This is a genomic window from Mesorhizobium sp. WSM4850 (assembly GCF_055811735.1).
The window spans coordinates 210,321-230,149 of record NZ_JBVVPV010000004.1; the positions used below are offsets into that span (position 1 = coordinate 210,321).

The window sequence follows — 19,829 nt, forward strand, 5'->3', positions numbered from 1 at the left end:
GTTCAGGCGACTCTTCTAAGTGCAGGGCGGTCTTCGGGTCGGGAGAGGTGGTCGGCGAGGCGGCGAATGCCCTCTTCGAGCGGCACCAGGGGACGGTTCAATATGGCCTTCATCTTGTTCGTGTCAGGACAGCGGCGCGTCATGTCGCCCTCCGCAAGGGGCGGTCGGAATTCCAACTTCGATGACGAGCCCAGCACTTCGATGACAAACTCGGCCAGCTGTCGAATGCTCATTTCCACGTCGCTGCCCACGTTGATCACTTCGTTCTCGTGCGCGCGCGTTCGATGAACCGCGATGCAAGCGTCAACCGTGTCGTCGACATAGCAGAAGGTGCGGGTCTGCGAACCGTCCCCGTAAATCGTCAGGGGCTCGCCGCGCTGGGCGGCACGCACAAATCGCGGCAGAACGAAATCCTCGCTCTGACGTGGTCCGTAGGTGTTGAAGAAGCGAAAAATGGTAAATGGCAGTCCAAACTCACGCTGAAAAGTGCGCAGATAGACCTCTCCAAGATTCTTCACCACTGCATATGGCAGACGAGAGTTAAGCGGCGTGGTGCTCTCGTTTTGAGGAATCTCGAAAGGCTCGCCATATACCTCCGATGACGAAGCGAAGTAGACACGCTCGGCGCCGGTGTTCTTGCATAGCCTCAGCACGTTCTCGATACCGGTGATGTCGCGCAGCACGAGCAACGGATTTGCCAAAGTCCGCTGCACACCGACCACGGCTGCGAAGTGGAAGACGTGGGTGAAATGGAAACGGTAGAACAACGACGAGATGTCGTCGAAATCGTTCGCATCCGCCTTTACTACGGTCAGATTGCCCGCGTCTATTTGTACCTTGTCTCGACTTCCGGTCGACAGGTTGTCAGCGACGACCACCTGGGTCTGAGGTAGCTTGACCAACGCGCGAGTGAGGGCGCTGCCGATATTGCCCGCTCCACCAGTTACCAGGATCGATTGCATCATATTCCCCACCTCAACCGAACAGTTTAATCGTCTGACGCAGTGTGCGTCCCTTCGCCAAACGCGACATCTTCGATCTCGCGAGCGAAGGTGGCTCCTAGATCCTTTAGGACGTCGCTTGAAAGTTAAATGTGGCAGCGCCAGGTTTATTTGACAACGTGGCTTGGGGTAAGCATTTCGGCTGTTCTCCCAATGGTGCAATCCATGCTATTTTCAGCTCTGGGGCTGGCTAAGCACATACATTTTGCTGATTGCTGTGAACTGCTTCCCCGCGGTAATTGAGGCGATCCTTTATTGTCGACATTGAAGCGAAAGTTGCCAGCATCTCATGCAAACTGCTCCAGATCTTCAGGAACTGGTTAACCGCATCCGAACGCGGGACTATACCATTGGCATCATGGGCCTTGGCTACGTTGGCCTGCCGCTCGCCATGATCTCGCTGGACGCGGGGTTCAAAGTCATCGGTTTCGACATCGACGCGTCTCGGGTTGCACTTCTTAACCGCGGAGAAACAGGCATAGATCATTTGCCTGGTGCTGCCATCAAAGTGGCTGTCGACAGCAAGCGGTTTCGCGCCACCAGCGATTTCGCCGACCTAAGCGAACCTGACGCGATCTTGATAGCGGTGCCAACGCCGCTTACCAAAAACCGGGAGCCGAACCTGTCGTTCGTCGAAAACAGCGCACGTGCGATCGCGGAGCGGCTGCGCCCTGGTCAACTTGTCGTTCTGGAGTCGACGACCTGGCCAGGAACGACGCGGGAGGTCGTGCAGCCGTTGCTCGAGGCGACGAATCTTTCTCTGGGAAAGGACTTTTTCCTCGCCTATTCGCCCGAACGGGTGGACCCAGGCAACGACGTACACACCACCGCCACAGTTGCAAAGGTGATAGGCGCCGACGATCCATCGTCCCTACAAGTTGCAAAGGAACTGTATGATCAGATCATCGTGCAAACCGTTCCCGTTGCCTCCACCGCAACGGCAGAGGCTGTGAAGCTGACCGAGAACATATTCCGCTCTGTGAACATTGCGTTGGTCAATGAGCTAAAGGTGATTTTTGACAGGATGGGCATCGACGTCTGGGAGGTCATCGAAGCCGCCAAGACCAAGCCGTTCGGATATATGGCGTTTTATCCAGGCCCCGGCCTCGGCGGGCACTGCATCCCGATCGACCCATTCTACCTGACTTGGAAGGCAAGAGAGTACGAAGTAACAACACGCTTCATTGAGCTTGCCGGTGAAATCAACACGAACATGCCGCATTATGTGGTTGACCGCCTTGTGGAGGCCTTGGACCGGCGAGCGAGCCGCGGCCTGAGCGGTTCGCGGATCTTGGTGATCGGGATGTCCTACAAGAAAAACGTGGGTGACACACGAGAAAGCCCATCGTTGAAGCTGATCGACATCATGGAGCGACGCGGGGCAGTCGTTGATTACCACGACCCCTACGTACCGGAGATACCCGGAACAAGAGAGTACGCCAACCTGGCAGGTCGCCCCTCTGTGGACATCTGCGCTAGCAGTTTGGCATCGTATGATGCCGTTGTCATCTCGACAGATCATGATGCGATTGATTGGCACAACATCACCAAGCACGCAAAGCTGGTGCTCGATACCAGAAATGCTTGTGCGCGCAGTCAGTCACGCACCGACAACGTCGTAAAGGCATGAGCGTCCCGACTTGCGCACTGGCTTGGTCAACCTGCTAGCGACAACGTCGAATAGTTTAACACGCCGAGCGAATGAATTCATTCAGCGCAGCGCAATTTTCCCGGACTTGAGCGTCGAGGCATGAGCGCCGGCGCAGCCGTGTAAACAGGTGGAGCCGGCCGAGCTCGCTACGGTTCATGCTGCGCCGGCCGATGCTCCCACCGTCAGCGGGCCTTTTGGTCGCCATCAGCATCCTTGCCGACCGCGTCATTCCGCCAGACATGGATCGCTTCGAATGCGTCCCATGCGATCGACACAATGTCGAGATCCCCGTCACCGTCGAGGTCGACCGTCCTTGCTCCGAGATGGCTTTCCATCCCTTCGCCGACCAGCTGCTCGATGAACCGTCCCCCACCCAGATTATGCCAGCTCGAGAGGCGAAGTGCGCCGCGATGCTCGCCCATGATAAGATCCGCCCTGCCGTCCCCAGTCATATCGGACACTGAAAGGCTATTAAGGGAACCGCGCGAGGTGATTTCGTGTTGCTCCCAGTCGGAGGAGCTGTCGCCGGGGTTTTGCCACCAATACGCCTTAGCGCTGTCGGCATTGCCATTTTCCTCGGTCACGACGATGTCCGCACGTCCATCGCCATCAAGATCGGCGGCCGCGACGCGGTCGGGATAGACCATTTCAGGAACTTTTCCAACATGCCGAAGCTCCCAGTCTGGCGAGCCGTCACCTGGATTGCGCCACCATGCGGCCGTCTTTGCATCGCCGGTCGTGGCGACAAGGTCAAGTAGACCGTCGCCATCGATATCGGCGAATGCGATCCCTTCATCAGACGCTTCGGCGCAGATGCGGGTGCGCGGCCATGGCTCGACTGTTGGATCGTCAGGAATCTTAAAATAGAAAACCCCACCCCCACTCGAGACCGCCAGCTCCGGCTTCCCACCTTTTACGACCTGGGCTAGGGCATGGCCCTGAGAGCCGAGCTCATGACTGGCGGCGGGAACCTCTCCGATCTCGTGCTCTTCAAAGCGGTGCGCTTCAATGTCCTCGGCATGGAGCCACACCAGGTGCAGAGCCCTGCCTTCGCCGCGCTGTGCTATGACCTCCCCGCGCCCGTCACCGTCGAGATCCAGGGCTGCGACCGCGTCCACACCCTCGGCAAGCGGTGTCCGTTCCCATTCTGTGTTCCAGGCTTCGGACGGTTGACGGTACCAGAACGGACCCGAGATGATGTCAGTGAGATCATCACCATCCATGGCGGAAAAAGCGACCCCAAAGGAGCGGACGTGCCCGTTCGTGATACGATGATAGGTCCAGCGGTCGAGGCGGACCGATGCAGGCGGATCCAGCCGATTGATCCACACTCTGACAGGCGGGTTGCCCACCCAGTTCGCCCCATAGATGTCAAAATCGCCGTCCCTGTCGACATCGGCGACGACGCCGTTGTGGAGACCCACATCGTCGATCACTTGACGGGCCCAGCGCGTTCCTCGCCCGTCGACATTGTAATGAATCGCGAGCTTGCGCTCCTCAGTCGTATGCATCTGCCCGACAACGACATCGTTGTCCCCGTCTCCGTCCATGTCGGCGGCCTGCAGCGTATGGGCGCCCGCGACAGAAGGCTGAATGACATGGCGGATCCAGCGGCCCGTCGGTCCGGCGAGGGGCTGGAACCAGGCGACGTCGTCAGTGTGCTCTGAACTTGAAGTCAGAATGTCGGCGCGGCCGTCCTGGTCAAGGTCGGTGACGAGCGCCTTGAATGCAGGATTGAACGGACCAAGCTCATAGCTGCGCCATAGTGCTGCATCGCGTGCTGCCGCTGCGCCCGGATTCGACGCCCATACTCCGTGCAGGACGAGATCGACATCAGCATCGCCGTCAATATCACCAATTGCCATTCCCTCTTCGCCAAGGTTGAAGAAAAAGCCCACGCGGGCCCAGGAGTTGGGGCTTTCTTGGAAGAAAATCATCACTTGGCCAGGCGCCCGAACGACGATATCAACGAGGCCGTCCTCGTCGAAATCAGCCGCCTTGATGTCTTTGCCCCAGCTGCCGACTGCACCGATTTCCCGACGATTCCAGCTGGGACCGTGGGTCGGGTTACCATTCGGCCGCGGGTTCTCGAACCAGACGAGATTGACAGCATCGGGCCCATCGGCCGTGACGATGTCGGGATCACCGTCCCCGTCGATGTCGGCAAGCACTCCGTCGGTGGTGAACTCGACGCGAGGCCTCGCGATTACGGTGTGAACCAGATCGGGCCACCGCCACCAAGACATCGCATCCTCGGGGAAGCCGCCAAGGACGAAATCTAGTCGACTGTCGCCGTCTATATCGCCAACAAGCTTTACGTCTCCTGAATAGGGGGCAATCTCTTTGCGTTCAAAAACAAGACCCGACTGTAGAATTTCTTCGGGAGGCCCCTGTCCCCGAGCGGCCTCGCAACTTGCGAGGGTGTACCCGATCACCAGGACCGCGATCAGGCGGCCGAACATGCTAAATGTTGATTTCGCAGCGTGTGAACATTTCGTAGTCGGCCAGCGACCGCCCGACGAAATCTCCCCCTGACAAGTCCGACAGCGTCCGCCATTCATCTTGGTTCTCCAGGCGCTGCATCTGCGCGCATGCGCCGCCAGCGCTTCCCGCGTTACGCCGATAACGTCGCCAAGACAGGCGAGGCTATTGAAGGTGGACGACGCAATGGTACCAATCCAGACTGGATACTCTAATACCGCAACAGGGCGACCATAAGCACGAAGCGCCGCGCGAACTGCTGCATTGACGGCGACATGATCAGAAGTCGGATCCTTTGCATAGTTCACGAAAACGCTCCGCGGCCGCCATAATTTGAACATCGACACGACCGCATTTGTTATCTCATGAACGTGATGATTGGCCGCCCCGCCTGGAAGGCGAAAGAATGTAATACTTTCGGATGCGCCCAGACGATGCACTGCTTCTATGGCTCCGGCCTCGCGTGTCCGCAAGGTTTCAGGATGCCTAAGGTCGCGGTGAGGAGACGGCGCAATCGGTGACAAAAAACAAACGGACCTGGGCACCCGAGGCAATCTTTTTGGCCGCAACGCCACCGCAACCCAGCATCTCATCATCCGGATGCGGCACAACAACGTCAGCCGACGCTGACCAGTCGCCTACCTCAAACGGCCTAAGTCGCAGTCGGAATTGACTAGCAAGCATGGTGCTGAAGGTCCGCCTAATCCACATTGGTGCGCTTCCATCATCCGTTCGCTCGCATTGTTGAACGCCGATCGCCCATGGTAACAGAACTCACTGGCGTTCGAGGCCTGTGTTTGTTGGTGGGGAAGACTTTTATGAAAGTGGGTACCCTCGCGGGAGGATTTGGGACACGGCTGGCCGAGGAAACCGAGAGCCTGCACGCGTTCAAGCCGCAATGGACGGCCCGACGCGGCGTCGCGCAGCTCCACGAGGCATTCGGCACTGTTGGTCTTTTGCTTGAAGAGTTCGAGGGGAGCGCTTCAAGCGCATCGCCCACGTGAAAAAGCTGATCCGCGATTGCGAACTGGACGAGCACCTGGTCTCGTTCCCGTTCTAGCCAAAGCAGACTGAGCCGGGCTAAGGGGGACGATATGGACATGATGTGCCTAGATGCGAAGTCGGTGACCGAGCGGGCCTGCCGATCTTGCGGTGGAAGTGGCATTGAGACGTTTCTCGAGTTCGGTAAAACGCCACTGGCCGATCGCCTTCTCACCAGCAGCGACATCAGCGAACCGGAGCCCATTTTTCCGCTGCGCGTCGCGTTCTGCAAAGACTGCAGCCTCGTCCAGATCACCGAGACGGTGAATCCGATAATCCTTTTTGCCGATTCTTATCCATATTATTCTTCTTTCTCCCCTGCTCTCTTGAAGCATTCGCGTGCGAATGCGCTTGATCTGATCAACCGTCGCGGTCTTGGCCCGGAGAGCCTTGTCATCGAATTGGCGAGCAATGATGGTTATCTGCTGAAGAACTACGTCGAAGCGGGAATCCGGGTGCTCGGAATTGATCCCGCCGACGGACCTGCCGCCGCTGCCGAGAGGGTCGGCGTGCCCACGCGCTGTGCGTTCTTCACCCGCGATCTCGCTGAAACGCTGCGCGCGCAAGGCATGCGCGCGGACATTGTCCATGCCAATAACGTGCTCGCCCACGTGGCCGACACCAACGGATTTGTGGCAGGAATTGCCCGACTTCTCAAGGATGACGGTGTGGCGGTTATCGAGGCACCCTATGTCGAACCTTTGATCGAACATTGTGAGTTCGACACGATCTATCACGAGCATCTTTGCTATTTTTCAGTTACTGCACTGGACAAGCTGTTTCGCCGTCACGGGCTTTACCTCAACGAGGTCAAGCACCTTTCAATCCACGGCGGTTCGCTGCGCCTTTACGTGGAAACGCGCGAGAACGTGGGTGCGACAGTAAAGGAACAACTTGCCCATGAGGCCTCGCGCGGGATCGATGCAATCGGCTATTTCCGCGATTTCTCCACCAAGGTCGACGCGCTGAAGCGCGACCTTTCCACGCTCTTGCGCCGGTTAAAGTCGCAGGGTGCCACGATTGCCGCCTATGGAGCGGCAGCCAAGGGAGCAACGCTGATTAACACCGTCGGCATCGGGTGCGACCTCGTGGACTTCGTCGTGGATCGCAACGTCCATAAACACAACAAATATATGCCCGGACAGCGCCTGCCGATCCGCTCGACTGAAGCGCTTCTCGAGGTGCAACCCGATTACGTCCTTCTCCTTGCTTGGAATTTCGTAGACGAAATTCTCGATCAACAGGCCGAGTATCGTGCACGCGGCGGAAAATTCATCCTCCCCGTCCCAACGCCGAGAATCATATGACAAAACAGGCGGACCGCGCGCAAATGGCTTGCCTGAAAGCCGATGGACCGACGCAGTCGGCGGGTTCCATTCGAACCGATTGCTTGGTCTGCGGTCAGCGAAATCTGCTCAATTCGGTGCTATTCGAAGCGTTGCCCCTGCTCTGCAACGCGCTTTGTGCGGACGCGGCATCGGCGCGCGCGGCACAGACCGGCAGATTTGCGACTACCTTCTGCCTCGGCTGCACGCACGTCTTCAATGCCTCATTCGAGGAAAATCGCATTGGTTATACGCAAAGCTACGAGAATTCGCTTCATTTCTCCCCCCGTTTCGTGGCGTTTGTTGAAACGCTGGCCGAGCGCCTGAGCAGGACCTACACGCTCTCCGGGAAGACGATCGTCGATATTGGATGCGGCAAGGGGGATTTCCTGAAGCGGCTAAGCTTGATCAGCGGTGCGCAGGGAATCGGTTTCGACAAGAGCTTCGAGGACAATCGGGGGGAGGTGGTCCCTGGCGTACGATTTATCAACGACTGGTTCGGCGATTCCTACGCGGATTTGCGTCCGGACCTAGTGGTATGCCGCCAGGTTCTCGAACATATCGCCGAGCCGGTGAAATTCCTGCGCGCCCTTCGCGCCCATCCGGGCATCGGACCGGAGACGGTGTTCTTCTTTGAAGTCCCGAATGTCCTTTACACGCTCCGAGATATGGGAATCTGGGACCTCATTTATGAGCACGCCTCCTATTTCACGCCCGCTTCGCTGAACGCGGCGTTCGAGACAGCTGGCTTTCGAGTGCTGGATGCAGGGACGTCTTTCGGCGAGCAATACCTTTACATTGAGGCGCGGCCGGCTGCCCCCAAGTACGCTACTTCCGTTGACAGCCGCGAGATCGAGATGCTCGTCCGCGATTTCGAGCGCGCCTATCGCGACAAGATCGAGCGATTGGGTGGTTACATCGCGAGGCGCAATCCCCAGCAGACCGTCGTCTGGGGAGGGGGATCGAAGGGCATTACATTCGTCAACGTGGTGCCAGGCGCCGATCGGATCCGCGCGATCATCGACGTGAATCCGCACAAGCAAGGTCGCTTTGCCCCAGGAACCGCCACTCCGGTCCTTGCTCCGGAGGCGTTGCGCGGCCAGCCAGTCGAATCAATCATCGTCATGAACCCGCTCTACCGCGAGGAGATCACCAGTCTCGTAGCGGAGCTCGGCTTCACACCGGAGATTGCGGTTGCATGAAAGTTCAATTCAACCGCGGCGGCACGAAAGCGCAGAACGGGATTGGCAGGGGATACTCCAATGACCGTGCCGGTCGGGATCAACACGGCCATTCCACCCAAGGGTCATCGGACTTTCTCGTCTCGTTATAGCCCGACAATCTGGCAGAGAGCGCTCTCACTTTGATTGCCGCGGGCACCTCGTTTGCCCTTGAATATCAGCCAGCGCGGAAAGAGGTAGCTCCCGCTTCTTGATCGCCTGTGCGGATGGGCATGTGGGACGCGGGATGGTCCATCGGTAATCGGGCTGCACCAAACTGCCCGGAGGGGCGTAAGACATACGTCGTTTGGGGACGTTTACGTTCCCACGCTCCGGCGTAAGGTTTGGCAAGATGCACTCGAACGAATTCGAATCCCGGCGACGCGCCCGCAGCGATAACGTCAGGATATCAGCCTTAACACCGCCTAATTTGATTGCGCTACAAAGAGGATTTCCAGAGGAGCTGCCTATGACCAATAAGAACTGGAAGCAGCCATCCTTCCTCGCCAACCACAGCATCCTCAGCCATGCGTGCTTGTGGGGTGGTGGAATAGAATGACGAGCAAGCATGCGAAACGCCATCTGTGTCCCGCGACAACTCTGCGTTCGCGAGATTCCAGCTCGATAAACGGTAGCCGGAGAGAGATCGACGGCTCTCCTTTTTATTCACGTAGACCAGGCCAGATCGCTAGCGGCGCAGCTGTGAGACGACGACGGAAAGCCTTGACTGCGCGATCGAAAGTCGCAGTTCCGTCCTCCAACGGGCAAAGAGACATGCGATGACATCGATCGGCGCGAAGATTGTCACCGGCGCAGCTTGGACAGCAGTCGAAACATGGGGGCGGCAAGCAGCCATGTTTGCCGTTTTTGTCGTATTGGCCAGGCACCTCGGACCTGAAGCATTCGGCCTCGCCGCCCTCTCCATGGTTGTACCCGTCATTCTTGCTGTTCCGGTCACGACCGGAATACCGGAGGCACTCATTCAGCATCCTAAAATTGAGTCCTTACACTTTGACTCGGCCTTCTGGCTTCTCGCCGCGAGCGGCGCGGTGATTAGCGGGCTCATCTGGATGTCTGCCGGTTTGATTGCTGCAGCGTTCGGACAGCCCATTCTCGAAGATCTCATCCGCTGGAGCAGCGTGGTCGTCGTAATCCAGGCCCTCTCGTCGGTACCTGCGGCTGTGTTGAAGCGCCAACTCGAGTTCCGCTTGTTCGCGTTGCGTACGCTTGCCGGCACCGTCGTCGGCGGCACACTCGGCATCGTCTTGGCAATAGGCGGTTTCGGCGTATGGAGCATGATTTGGATGCACCTTGCAAAAGCGGCTGTGGAAACCGCTGTCCTGCTCGTTGGCAGTTCTTGGCGACCCCGTCTGACCTTCTCCTATGCAAAGGTTCGTGACCTATTAGGATTTGGTGGCCCGCTTATCGTCCAGACTTTTTGGAGTTTTTTGAATGAGGAAATTCCAAAGGTCCTACTCGGTACGTTCCTCGGCCCCCACGCGGTCGGAGTCTATGCTCTCGCCCGTCGTCCGCTCGACCTTCTGGTGCAAGTATTCCTCAGTCCGCTGATGGCTGTCACTATGCCCACCGTGGCACGGATTCAAGATCAACCCGAAAAGATCGACCGCTTCTTCAACACGACCGTCCGCATCGCCGGGATAGCGGGGTTTCCTGCATTCATCGGATTTGCCGCGATCGCACCGATCGCGGTTCCCTTTATCTTCGGCCCGCAATGGGCCAGCGGGGTCGTCGCTGTCCAGATTCTCATGCTGCTGGGCCTGCAACGCACGGTTGACAGCCTCTGCGCGTTTACGATCCTTGCAATGGGTCACTCCAGGTTGATCCTGAAGTTGAACATAGCCTACTCTGTTGTCGCAACGATGCTGTTGTCCGTCACTGCGCAGATCAGCCTCGAGATGACAATGGTGGCGCTCGTAGCCTGCGGCCTGGTCCTCCTACCAATCTTCCTCTTCTACGCTCAGCGCATCGCGCGTATCGACGTGCTGAGACCCCTTGAGATCTTCCCACGACTGGCTCTCGCCGCCCTCCTGATGTTCGGCGCCGTCAGCGCGTGGCTAAGCAGCGCGCCTGAGCACGCCTCACAGGAGACGCTTCTTATTAGCGCAATTGTCCTTGGAGCCGCTGTCTATTGTACGGCTCTCTTCGTGCTGGTGCGCTCTGACCTGTTCAATGCGCGAGACTTGTTCCTCAGGCTTCGCGGCTAGTTTGGTGTCGGGCGCGACCTGTAGAAGAACCCGGGGAAATAGGAGCCCTTCCAGCCGGCGCCGGTGGCGCCCCCAACCTCTCGGCGGCAAAGCCAATCATCTCGCGCAAGAGATCGGAATCCGGAGTCTTCTCCTCGAGCGCGCGCAAGTTCTGTCGATGACCACCGCAAAGCCGCTCGATCGCAACAGCGCTATCGAGGGCGCGCTCGCGAGCGGCGTCGCTACCGCCGAGCTACACCACCTGTGGGGACGCGACCGTGACCAGTACCTCTTCATCGAAGCAAGCCTCCCGAAACCGGGATGACCGCTGGTCTTTCAAGACTGGAAGGATTGATACGTTGGTCCGCCGCTTCGACCAAAACTATCGCGACAAAGTCGCCTGGTGGCGCGATTACCCATTACCTTGCCTGGGGTGCGGGATCAAACGGTATCACTTTCGTCAACGTCGTTCCCGAGGGCGCGCGGATAAGCGCTCTGGTCGACGTCAACCCGCACAAGCAAGAGCGCTTTGCTCCAGGCACAGGCACAGCTGTGGTTGGGCCGGAGAGTCTACGCGGCCGACCCGTGCGGTCAATCATCGTGACGACCGCTCTATCGAGACGAAGTTGCCCAGGCGGCACACAAGCTTGGTCTCGCGCCCAATATCATCGTTGCCTGAGCCGGCGACCCAGACTTTGCGGCTGACGGCCTGACTTAACCACTCCTTCGACGTCGATCCGTTGCAGGTTGACCGGCCTCAGCCAGCAGTGTCGCGTATAGTCGGTCGAGCGGCGCATAAACTGCGGCCATCTAAGTGGCGTCTTGGGCAGGGCCCGCCAAAGGGACAGCGAGTTAAGGCCGATCAGAAAGCGAGACCGGATGAGCTGCCCGCGCCGGTCCACCGCTGCATAGGTTACGAACCCGCGAAACGCAGCGCCGAACCTCTTCAGCACAGCATCAACCTGCACGTCATAACGCTCGTTGGCGGCGAAACCTTGAAGCGACTTTGTTGTCCCGACGGGCCGCGTGTGTCTCACAACGACATCGTCAACGATGGCGTACCGCAACCAAGGCATGTCAGTCAGGCGGGTCCAAAGAAGGTCTATTCCCGTCTCGTAGCCGAGCCCGAACAATTTCAATGCCGTTTGCAGGCACCTGGCGCTGAACACCGGGCACATCATCTCGACCGTGTTGGTATATCGCAATAAATATCGCTTGCCGATGACAAGCGTCGCTGCGTAGGAGAAATAGCTGTCCCAAGACAGTGCTGGCTGAAACAGATCAAGTTTATAGCGGCGGCCTATGGCGAACAGACGATTCAAGTCCAGCTTCGTCGTCTCGATGTCATCGTCGATCAGTGCAATGAGATCATATCGCGTCACAATTTCAGGGTAGCATTGAAACAAGGCATGATAGCCGGCGATCTTGCGCCCCGGGAGAAATACGCTGAACTCGTCCTGTCCATGGGAGACGCCAGCCTCGTAGGCGGCGACGAGAAGATCGAAGTCGGCGTCGCCCGCCCCCTCAGTCCAGCCGGCATGCAAAGAGCTACGCCCCGCCCGGACGATCACCAGATTTCTCTTGCCCGAGCCCTCCGGCAATTTTCGGAAGGCTGACACTGTTGAGGCCGCGGGCGTGACTTGGCGAAGGTTCATACAAAGCCTCCCGACGGGCGTCGCACCAGATCACTCGTTTCTAGCCAGGCGATCGGTTTGACACGGCATGAATGCGTTTCAGCGCTCCCAGGCCGGCGCCGCGGAGCTTGGTACGAAGCTGCGGAGATATGGCGCCTACAAGTTCCAGGAACAATCTTGCGATAAGCAGCGGATCCAAGATCCACGCAACCAGATGAAGCAGTGTCATGCCCAACGGTGCTGTGCGCCTGTGCCGATAGGCAATTGCGACGAGGTGTTTTAGCCGCCTCGACAATTCAAAGGCATTCGCCGCGGAGTCACCAGGATTTTGCCAAGCCAATCGCTCGGAGCTTGGCAACCGCACCGAGCGCGTCGGATGGTCACGGCTGTACAGTATCGCGTTGGGCGCATGAACAAACGTCCCGAGAAGAGCCATCTCGGCCAGAAGCGCACAATCGGAGCCGTAGTAGGGCTCGTGCAATGTCGTCTTGGCTAAGGATTCCCGACGCCAAAGGCCGAACATCGCAGCATCCCAACCGTGCGCAGCAACCATCAACCGGAAGCGGGATGCGGGCCACGGTCCTTCCATGTCCGGCAGCACCCTTTCGACATAGGAAGTGAGCTGCCCTGTCTCGTCGATTCCCAGCAGGCGCGGGTAGGCAATAACGTGGCGGGCATTCGCGTCAAGCGCACGCACGCAGTCTGTCAAGAAACCACCGCTCAAGAGGTCATCGTGCGCGCACCATTTGAAATATTCGCCTGTGCTCAGCTGGAAAGCTCGATTGAAATTGGCACCGGCGCCCAAATTGCGCGCGTTTCGGACATAACGGACGCGCTTGTCCAGCCTCGCGAATTCCAGACATATATCGGCTGTTCTATCCGTCGAAGCGTTGTCGGTGATGACGAGTTCGAAATCACCGAAGTCCTGCTCGAGGATCGACCGGATCGCTTCGGCGACGAAATTCTCGCCGTTGTAGACCGGCATACCAAGGGACACTTGCGGCGACTTAGGACGTTCCATTTCGGGTTCTTCTTTGACGAGAGAGCGCAATCAGACCGCGACGACTTCCGCTCGAAGGTCCAGCGCAATCAAGGATTGCGTCACTTCATTCAGGTATATCGGGTTCATGACGATGACGAGATCAGGGGGAGCGTCCAACAAGTCGCTTGGCGCGATGACCGGGTGCCCGGTTCCGGGCGTAAACTTGCCTTGCTTGTAGGGGTTGATGTCGACTGCTGCCCAGACTTCGTCTCCAAGCTGCAAGGTCGTCAGGAACGACACTGCCTTGGAGCCGCCGCCCCACAGGACGACCCGCCGGCCGGCGGCGTGCGCGGCGCGAATGCGCTCCTGCCAGCAAGTCTGAGCGGCTCGCACGCGGGCGGGAAAGGTTTCCGCCAAACGGTGCATCACTTCCAGATCGTGCTCGAGCGGTAGTCTCGGCGTCGTCCGGCCGGCTGACGGCCGGGCGTACTGAACGATGTACTGGTTGTCGTAGACGAGCTCCAGATCGGTAACGTCGAAACCTTCCTGGCGAAACAGGCGTGCGTGCGCGCCAGGACTGAAATAGGAGCAATGCTCGTAGTAAATGTCCCAGAACGCGCTCTCCACGAGCACACGTTTTGCATCCGGCGTCTCGAAGACCGCCCAATCCTGGGTCCTCTTGCCGATCATCTTGCGGATCAGCCGCACGAAACTCGACACCGAGCTTACGTGTTCGAGCGTGTGGCGACAGAGGACCGTATCCGCCTGGAGATGCTGGTAGTCCGGTCCGAAAAAATCGACGATGATCTTGACGTCGCCGTACTCGTCATTACGGCCTTTGTCGGCTCGATAAGCTGGATCGATGCCGAGCCCGGTGGCGCCGGCCGTCATGCAAAGTTCGCGGAGAAATTCACCCTTGCCGCAGCCGATCTCTAACACGTGCTTGCCGGCTATCGCACATTTTTGTGCAATCTCGCGTGCAAGTCCCTTCGCGAAATTGTTGAAGGTGCTGGAAAAATGCTGGGATTCCTCGAAGTTGGTGGAGTACCCCATGATCGTCTCGTCAAAGGCCCTGTTGAATATGAACCCGCATGCTTCGCAGAATGCGAGGTCAAGGTCGCGACGAGGAAAGGCATGGGCTTCTTGGGCCGAGTTAAGCAGGACGCAACTATGCACCGGGATGGCTTCGACCCGGTAGATTGACCGGCTGACTGGCGCCGAGCAGCACGGGCACACGGCCAATCGAAGCGTTTTGCGGTTACTTGCCATGTGAAGGTCAAATGAGTTCATTGTAGAATTGGCTCGACAAGTGAACCGGTTATATCGTGCGTCGAGCTCTCGGCTCCGAAGAGTTCATTGTACTCGGTTGCGCGAGCGAGTTGGACAGACTGGGCCAGGCCAAGGGCGTCGAGAATCGCCAGGTCGAATCTTTCCTCGGAGAACCGGGTCGCGTTCATGCGACAGGCGTGCGGCGTAATGGACAGTGCATTTTTCTCGAATAGATCAATGGCCCCAGCTACGGAATCGACGGCCTGACGGTCGAAGAGCACACCTGTCGGATGGGCGCTCTCGCCAAGCGGCCGGACAATGTCGCGCGCACCTCCGCGGCCGAAGGCGATCAATGGAGTACCACACGCTTGGGCCTCGGCAAGCGTTATCCCGAAATCCTCGCATCCAGCGAACACCATCGCACGAGCATTGGCGATTTTTTCGATGTATTCATGCCGCGGCAGATAACCGGTGAAGACTATGTTGGAGCCGGCAAGCGATCGCAGATGCTTGGATTGTACTTCGTCGCCTACAACAACCAGGCGACGCGACGGCGTTTTGCTGAACGCCTCGATTATCAGATCCGTACGCTTATACGGGGCGTGGAACGCGGCCGTGACGTAGTAGTCATCCTTGTTGACCACGAATTTAAGATCCTCGATGGCGACCGGCGGATGGACTACCCGCGCGTCGCGGCCGTAAATCCGTTCGATTCGAGAGCGGACATAATTCGAGTTTGCCAGCATCAGGTCAGGACCATGTGCCGTTCGGGTGTCCCAGGTCCGCAGCCTGTGAAGCATGTAACGAAAGGCTAGACCTTTTGGTCCAAATCCCAGGCCTGCTTGCTGCAAATAGGAGAATTGTTCGTCCCACGCATACCGCACCGGACTGTGCACATAGCACAGGTGTAGTTGGTCTGGGCGAGTCAGAACGCCTCGAGAGAATGCGGCCGAAGAGGAAATTACCGCGTCATAACCCGTGACATCAAATTGTTCGATCATAAACGGACAGAGAAAGAAAAGTGACCTGTAGTACTTTTCCACGAACGGAAGTCGATTCATGCCGGAAACGTGGAAAATTACGCCTGGAAAATACTCTTCCTTGATTTCCTTCGGGAGAAAATCAAAGAGGGTGAAGACCTCGGCTCTTGGAAAAGTCTTGCAGATACGAGCAAGGACCTGCTCCCCTCCCCGAAAGTTGGGGCACCAATCATGCACGACGGCGATGCGGGCGTTGCGGTCTATCGCGGCAAATGGCGTCTTGCTGATGGATCGCAAATGTTTGGCATCACGGCCCACCATAGTGGTTGCTTTCGGCTGTCGCACATGGCGCATGCTTTGCCCCTCACGGAATGTTGGCACTTTTTCCGGAATTCTTGTTGCCCGGATGCTCAGCGACTGTGTGCCGTCCGTCCCGTCCAAACAAGTTGCCTATCGGGTTAAGCGCCGCACCCTCCCGAGGCCGGATGTACTCCAACGAGGTACGTCTACTACTTCGATGGGCCTAAGCAGGCCTCAACGCTAACCTTATGCGCAGGCTGTATCGGCGCGGCCGGCGGATTAGGATCACAGCGCGCTCACTTCGCAAGCAGTGGTCGCACGCCGTATCTGTAATCCATTGCTCGCGAGGAGAGTTGATCGTCGATGAAAGTGGTGGTGATCGTCGCAACGTTTGGTCGCAAGGAACAAGTGGCTCGGCTTCTCGCACAGCTTGAGCGACAGACCCTGCTCCCTGACGCCGTGATACTGTCGGCCCCCGACGCCAGCCATATTCCCGGTAACACGGTTTGCCGGTTTCCCGTATCGCGCGTCGTCGGAAGGACCGGCTTGCCGGCGCAGCGCAACATCGCCCTCGACGTCGCAGGCGACCGTTTCGACATAATCACCTTTTTCGACGACGATTTCATTCCGGCGGACGACTACCTCGAAGGCGTATCGAAGGCGTTCAAGCAGCAGCCCGACTGGGCAGTGATGACGGGACACGTGCTTAAGGACGGCGCGACAACCGCAGGGCTCACATGGGACGAGGGCATCCAGGCGCTTCGCGAGGCCGGCCCTGCGACTGAATCGCGTGGGGTGGATCAACTCAGCGCCTATGGATGCAACATGTCGATCAGGGCCGCATTCATCAACGGCCTGCGCTTCGACGAACGGCTTGCGCTCTATGGCTGGCAGGAAGACGTTGATTTCACCAGCCAGTTGAGAGCCAGAGGGCGGGTCGTCCGTTTGCCGTCGATCCGCGGGGTTCACCTCGGCATCAAGAGCGGTCGCGTAAACGGCATCCGTTTCGGCTATTCCCAAGTGGCGAATCCGATCTACCTCGTCCGCAAAGGCACCGTCCCATCGACTTTCGCACTTAGATTGATGGGCAAAAATCTGCTCGCCAATCTCATGCGCAGCCTCTGGCCGGAATCCTACGTCGACCGGCGAGGGCGTCTGCGCGGCAATCTCCTGGCCCTTTCACATGTGGCAAGGGGCCGGGTGGAGCCCGAGTATATTCTGAAGATCTAGTGCAGAGGTAAGAGATGCTCCAGGAACTGCCCTTTTCAGTCGACAGCGACGCTCGCTCAAATCATCGAGTTCGGCGCCTGGGCCAGTTGTCGGCTCAGCGCAAAGGTTGGCGCATTCTCCACGTCGTGGTGTATGCGGGGATATCCCTGGCCGGCATGTTGGGTGCCTCGGCTGCAAACGACAAAGAGTATGTGCTCGGTCCGCAGGACAAGCTCCGCGTCAAGGTCTACGAATGGCGTGCGTCACGCGACAAGATTTTTGGCTGGGATGCTCTCAACGACGAGTACACGGTCGGTCCCAATGGCTCCGTTTCGCTACCGCTGGTCGGCGAAATCAAGGCCGCCGGACTCACCACCGGTGAGATCGCAAACTCGATCGGCGACAGTCTCATGAAAAGTACCGGCCTTGCCCGAAAACCGAATACGGCGGTGGAAATCGTCCAGTTCCGACCGTTCTATGTTGTCGGCAAGGTGACGCAGTCGGGAGAATTCGCATACCGGCCTGGGCTGACCGTGTTGCAGGCATTGAGCATCGCGGGCGGGTTGCGGACTCGAGAGGACAGGGACGCCAGGTTCGAGCGCGAAGTGATCCAGGGCGAAGGGGATGTGAGCCTGCTCAGACTGAACGAGGCCAGTCTCATCGCTCGCAAGGCACGACTCGAGGCGGAACTCTCGCATGCCAGCGACATTCAGTTTCCGGCCCAATTGACCTCCCGCATTCAAGACGACGTCTTTGCGATGCTCTTGAAGCAGGAGCGCCTGATCTTCCAGGCGCGCAGCGAGGGATTGGACACTCAGGTCAGGGCGCTTCATGGACTGCGCGAGTTCCTCCAGAAGGAACTTGCCTCGCTGGAAGCGCAACTCGTTTTCCTCGACAAGCAAATCGGCTCAATCCAGAAAGAGTTGACAGCGGTTTCGGCGCTTGTCGTCAAAGGCCTTGCGGCGGCCCCGCGCGAGTTTTCTCTAGAGCGGGCCCTTGCCCAGGCGCAGAGCGAGAGGTTGTCGGCGGAAACCAGTCTGCTGCGTGGGCGTCAGGAAATCAGCAAAACTGACATATCAATTCTCGAGCTCCAGGATGGGCGCAAAAATGAGGTAACGATCGACCTGCGTCAAACGCAAGCTGAGCTCGATGCTCTCGAAAGCAAGACAGAGACGGCAAGGCGGCTATTGTACGAGTCCGCGGTTTCTGCCCCGAGCCTTCTTGCCCGCCGAACTGATGCGGAGCTGGCTGCGCCGATCTACACGATTTTCCGGCCGTCGGCGGATGGTGCGACAGTGCAAATCCAAGCTAGCGAAACGAGTGCCGTCGAGCCCGGAGACACGATCAAGGTTGAAATACCACTGGCTGAGGATGAAACGGGCGCGCTGGACCTGACATCGACCGAGCGGCACGAGGCGCCGGGAATAGAACTCAAGGCAGAAACCGCCGGCGAACTGTAGGCGTTCCGTAGCCTCCCGGTGGGTCTTGCTAGAAGGATTAGGTAGAAACGCGCGACTGCTTGATGTAGATCAGGTAACTTCCTTGACCAATACACGCACTATATAGCTCTATCGCCATCGCGCTCTTTGAGAGGAAAAGAGACTTCGCTATGCAAGCAACTGACCTACCGAACGTCTTCTTGACCAACACGTTCGATGAATGGATTCAACAGAAGCCATCCAAGTCTCAGACGGTACGCTTTGCCAACAAGGTTCTCCGAAAACTTGGAATAAATCTCGTCCTCGCACCACCTGTTCGCACGGGCTGGATGACCAGTGTTGAACAGAGAATGGACATGTATCACTTGGCAGGCGCAGCGCTTTTCTACAACGTACCGGGAGACTTCTGTGAATTGGGATGCCACGAAGGCAAGTCAGCCGTGGTATTCCAACGCATACTTCAGCATTACGATCCAAGCAGGAACCTTCACTTGTATGACAGCTTCGAAGGTCTCCCGAACGCCAGTGCCGAAGATGGCCACGCCAACGCTCACAAGGGCGACATGGCCACTACGAAGGATGCGCTCATGGCAAACTTCAAGCGTTTGAATCTTCGGCAGCCTATTCTTCACCAGGGATGGTTCGAAGATACGCTTCCCACACAGTTGCCGGACAAAATTGCATTTGCGCATCTGGATGGTGACCTATACGACTCGGTCAAGGTCAGCTTGGAGTATGTGTATCCTCGCCTATCAAAGGGTGCTGCATGTCTGATAGACGACTACAGTGATCCTGGATTGTTCGACTCAGTCAATCTCTATCCGGGGGTAAAGAAGGCCTGCGACGAGTTCCTTAGCGATAAACCCGAAAAGGTTGCGCTTTTGTATGGTGGATTCGATAGCACTATGGGTTTCGGAGCTCATGGATACTTCCGAAAGCTCTGAGCCTGTCGACCGTGAACAATCCGGGCGCTAAGCGGCGACCGACTTCGACCGAAGTTGAAGCAGGGCGATCAAGAGCGACAAAAAATCCTTCAGCCACCTGAGCAGGAGGGAGAAGTTGTAGCCGGCGGCGGCCAGGATGGCGTTGAGGG

General features: G+C 58.0%; 17 protein-coding genes. 10 read left to right on the forward strand and 7 right to left on the reverse strand.

All coding sequences use genetic code 11. From position 1 onward, the window contains the following. Positions 1–2: 2 nt before the first annotated feature. On the reverse strand, positions 3–965 hold the full coding sequence (locus AC0L2Z_RS08040; RefSeq protein ID WP_128245266.1) for an NAD-dependent epimerase/dehydratase family protein: 963 nt from the start codon (positions 963–965) through the stop codon (positions 3–5). 325 nt (positions 966–1,290) lie between these two features. Between AC0L2Z_RS08040 and AC0L2Z_RS08045 the strand changes: the two genes are divergently transcribed. Then, on the forward strand, positions 1,291–2,631 hold the full coding sequence (locus tag AC0L2Z_RS08045; RefSeq protein ID WP_287175395.1) for a nucleotide sugar dehydrogenase: 1,341 nt from the start codon (positions 1,291–1,293) through the stop codon (positions 2,629–2,631). Between the two features lie 203 nt (positions 2,632–2,834). On the opposite strand, the gene AC0L2Z_RS08050 is transcribed toward AC0L2Z_RS08045, so the two are convergent. Both AC0L2Z_RS08050 and AC0L2Z_RS08055 read right to left on the reverse strand, forming a co-directional pair. Continuing rightward, positions 2,835–5,729 carry an FG-GAP-like repeat-containing protein gene (locus tag AC0L2Z_RS08050; protein WP_473627443.1) on the reverse strand — a complete coding sequence of 965 codons (2,895 nt, stop codon included), beginning with the start codon at positions 5,727–5,729 and terminating at the stop codon, positions 2,835–2,837. Next, positions 5,620–5,844, reverse strand: coding sequence for a PIG-L family deacetylase (locus AC0L2Z_RS08055; RefSeq protein WP_473627445.1), 225 nt, complete (start codon positions 5,842–5,844; stop codon positions 5,620–5,622). The genes AC0L2Z_RS08050 and AC0L2Z_RS08055 overlap by 110 nt, the downstream gene beginning before the upstream one ends. Before the next feature lie 107 nt (positions 5,845–5,951). On the opposite strand from AC0L2Z_RS08055, the gene AC0L2Z_RS08060 reads away from it, so the two are divergent. The 6 genes from AC0L2Z_RS08060 (at position 5,952) to AC0L2Z_RS08085 (ending at position 11,628) form a co-directional block, all read left to right on the forward strand. Further along, positions 5,952–6,137 carry a hypothetical protein gene (locus AC0L2Z_RS08060; protein WP_287050109.1) on the forward strand — a complete coding sequence of 62 codons (186 nt, stop codon included), beginning with the start codon at positions 5,952–5,954 and terminating at the stop codon, positions 6,135–6,137. 90 nt (positions 6,138–6,227) lie between these two features. Beyond that, positions 6,228–7,481, forward strand: coding sequence for a class I SAM-dependent methyltransferase (locus AC0L2Z_RS08065; protein ID WP_287061278.1), 1,254 nt, complete (start codon positions 6,228–6,230; stop codon positions 7,479–7,481). Further along, positions 7,478–8,701, forward strand: a complete 1,224-nt coding sequence (locus AC0L2Z_RS08070) for a class I SAM-dependent methyltransferase (protein ID WP_473533771.1) — start codon at positions 7,478–7,480, stop codon at positions 8,699–8,701. The genes AC0L2Z_RS08065 and AC0L2Z_RS08070 overlap by 4 nt, the downstream gene beginning before the upstream one ends. A 797-nt stretch (positions 8,702–9,498) precedes the next feature. After that, positions 9,499–10,944, forward strand: a complete 1,446-nt coding sequence (locus AC0L2Z_RS08075) for a lipopolysaccharide biosynthesis protein (protein ID WP_473627447.1) — start codon at positions 9,499–9,501, stop codon at positions 10,942–10,944. A gap of 157 nt (positions 10,945–11,101) precedes the next feature. Continuing rightward, entirely contained in the window at positions 11,102–11,248 is a 147-nt protein-coding gene (locus tag AC0L2Z_RS08080; RefSeq protein ID WP_287061281.1) for a hypothetical protein, read from the forward strand. Beyond that, positions 11,245–11,628, forward strand: a complete 384-nt coding sequence (locus tag AC0L2Z_RS08085) for a Rossmann-fold NAD(P)-binding domain-containing protein (RefSeq protein WP_473627448.1) — start codon at positions 11,245–11,247, stop codon at positions 11,626–11,628. Before AC0L2Z_RS08080 ends, AC0L2Z_RS08085 begins: the two co-directional genes overlap by 4 nt. Here the strand turns inward: AC0L2Z_RS08085 and AC0L2Z_RS08090 are convergent. From AC0L2Z_RS08090 to AC0L2Z_RS08105, 4 genes are all read right to left on the reverse strand, one after another. Beyond that, positions 11,589–12,578 (reverse strand): hypothetical protein, encoded by a 990-nt coding sequence (locus tag AC0L2Z_RS08090; RefSeq protein ID WP_287244721.1) that lies wholly within the window; start codon positions 12,576–12,578, stop codon positions 11,589–11,591. The genes AC0L2Z_RS08085 and AC0L2Z_RS08090 overlap by 40 nt on opposite strands. Positions 12,579–12,618: 40 nt before the next feature. Further along, positions 12,619–13,578 carry a glycosyltransferase family 2 protein gene (locus AC0L2Z_RS08095; RefSeq protein ID WP_128245261.1) on the reverse strand — a complete coding sequence of 320 codons (960 nt, stop codon included), beginning with the start codon at positions 13,576–13,578 and terminating at the stop codon, positions 12,619–12,621. Positions 13,579–13,608: 30 nt separating this feature from the next. Further along, a complete protein-coding gene (locus AC0L2Z_RS08100; RefSeq protein WP_287061285.1) occupies positions 13,609–14,592 on the reverse strand; it encodes a class I SAM-dependent methyltransferase in 984 nt (327 codons plus the stop codon). Positions 14,593–14,825: 233 nt separating this feature from the next. Next, the gene (locus tag AC0L2Z_RS08105; RefSeq protein ID WP_473627452.1) at positions 14,826–16,109 is read right to left on the reverse strand and encodes a glycosyltransferase; all 1,284 of its coding nucleotides are present in this window, start codon (positions 16,107–16,109) and stop codon (positions 14,826–14,828) included. Between the two features lie 342 nt (positions 16,110–16,451). Between AC0L2Z_RS08105 and AC0L2Z_RS08110 the strand changes: the two genes are divergently transcribed. From AC0L2Z_RS08110 to AC0L2Z_RS08120, 3 genes are all read left to right on the forward strand, one after another. Beyond that, positions 16,452–17,318 carry a glycosyltransferase family 2 protein gene (locus AC0L2Z_RS08110; RefSeq protein ID WP_128245259.1) on the forward strand — a complete coding sequence of 289 codons (867 nt, stop codon included), beginning with the start codon at positions 16,452–16,454 and terminating at the stop codon, positions 17,316–17,318. A 155-nt stretch (positions 17,319–17,473) separates the two neighbouring features. Beyond that, positions 17,474–18,757 (forward strand): polysaccharide biosynthesis/export family protein, encoded by a 1,284-nt coding sequence (locus AC0L2Z_RS08115; protein ID WP_287050463.1) that lies wholly within the window; start codon positions 17,474–17,476, stop codon positions 18,755–18,757. 149 nt (positions 18,758–18,906) lie between these two features. Next, positions 18,907–19,680, forward strand: a complete 774-nt coding sequence (locus AC0L2Z_RS08120; protein WP_473616294.1) for a TylF/MycF/NovP-related O-methyltransferase — start codon at positions 18,907–18,909, stop codon at positions 19,678–19,680. Positions 19,681–19,829 lie beyond the last annotated feature (149 nt).

Excerpts from the sequence above, each read along its gene's own strand:
- AC0L2Z_RS08120 (WP_473616294.1), top strand. The coding sequence starts at position 18,907 with ATGCAAGCAACTGACCTACCGAACGTCTTCTTGACCAACACGTTCGAT.
- AC0L2Z_RS08095 (WP_128245261.1), bottom strand. The coding sequence starts at position 13,578 with ATGGAACGTCCTAAGTCGCCGCAAGTGTCCCTTGGTATGCCGGTCTAC.
- AC0L2Z_RS08090 (WP_287244721.1), bottom strand. The coding sequence starts at position 12,578 with ATGAACCTTCGCCAAGTCACGCCCGCGGCCTCAACAGTGTCAGCCTTC.
- AC0L2Z_RS08105 (WP_473627452.1), bottom strand. The coding sequence starts at position 16,109 with ATGGTGGGCCGTGATGCCAAACATTTGCGATCCATCAGCAAGACGCCA.
- AC0L2Z_RS08055 (WP_473627445.1), bottom strand. The coding sequence starts at position 5,844 with ATGTGGATTAGGCGGACCTTCAGCACCATGCTTGCTAGTCAATTCCGA.
- AC0L2Z_RS08045 (WP_287175395.1), top strand. The coding sequence starts at position 1,291 with ATGCAAACTGCTCCAGATCTTCAGGAACTGGTTAACCGCATCCGAACG.
- AC0L2Z_RS08115 (WP_287050463.1), top strand. The coding sequence starts at position 17,474 with ATGTTGGGTGCCTCGGCTGCAAACGACAAAGAGTATGTGCTCGGTCCG.
- AC0L2Z_RS08040 (WP_128245266.1), bottom strand. The coding sequence starts at position 965 with ATGATGCAATCGATCCTGGTAACTGGTGGAGCGGGCAATATCGGCAGC.
- AC0L2Z_RS08085 (WP_473627448.1), top strand. The coding sequence starts at position 11,245 with ATGACCGCTGGTCTTTCAAGACTGGAAGGATTGATACGTTGGTCCGCC.
- AC0L2Z_RS08100 (WP_287061285.1), bottom strand. The coding sequence starts at position 14,592 with ATGGGGTACTCCACCAACTTCGAGGAATCCCAGCATTTTTCCAGCACC.
- AC0L2Z_RS08065 (WP_287061278.1), top strand. The coding sequence starts at position 6,228 with ATGGACATGATGTGCCTAGATGCGAAGTCGGTGACCGAGCGGGCCTGC.
- AC0L2Z_RS08080 (WP_287061281.1), top strand. The coding sequence starts at position 11,102 with ATGACCACCGCAAAGCCGCTCGATCGCAACAGCGCTATCGAGGGCGCG.
- AC0L2Z_RS08075 (WP_473627447.1), top strand. The coding sequence starts at position 9,499 with ATGACATCGATCGGCGCGAAGATTGTCACCGGCGCAGCTTGGACAGCA.
- AC0L2Z_RS08060 (WP_287050109.1), top strand. The coding sequence starts at position 5,952 with ATGAAAGTGGGTACCCTCGCGGGAGGATTTGGGACACGGCTGGCCGAG.
- AC0L2Z_RS08050 (WP_473627443.1), bottom strand. The coding sequence starts at position 5,729 with ATGATGAGATGCTGGGTTGCGGTGGCGTTGCGGCCAAAAAGATTGCCT.
- AC0L2Z_RS08070 (WP_473533771.1), top strand. The coding sequence starts at position 7,478 with ATGACAAAACAGGCGGACCGCGCGCAAATGGCTTGCCTGAAAGCCGAT.
- AC0L2Z_RS08110 (WP_128245259.1), top strand. The coding sequence starts at position 16,452 with ATGAAAGTGGTGGTGATCGTCGCAACGTTTGGTCGCAAGGAACAAGTG.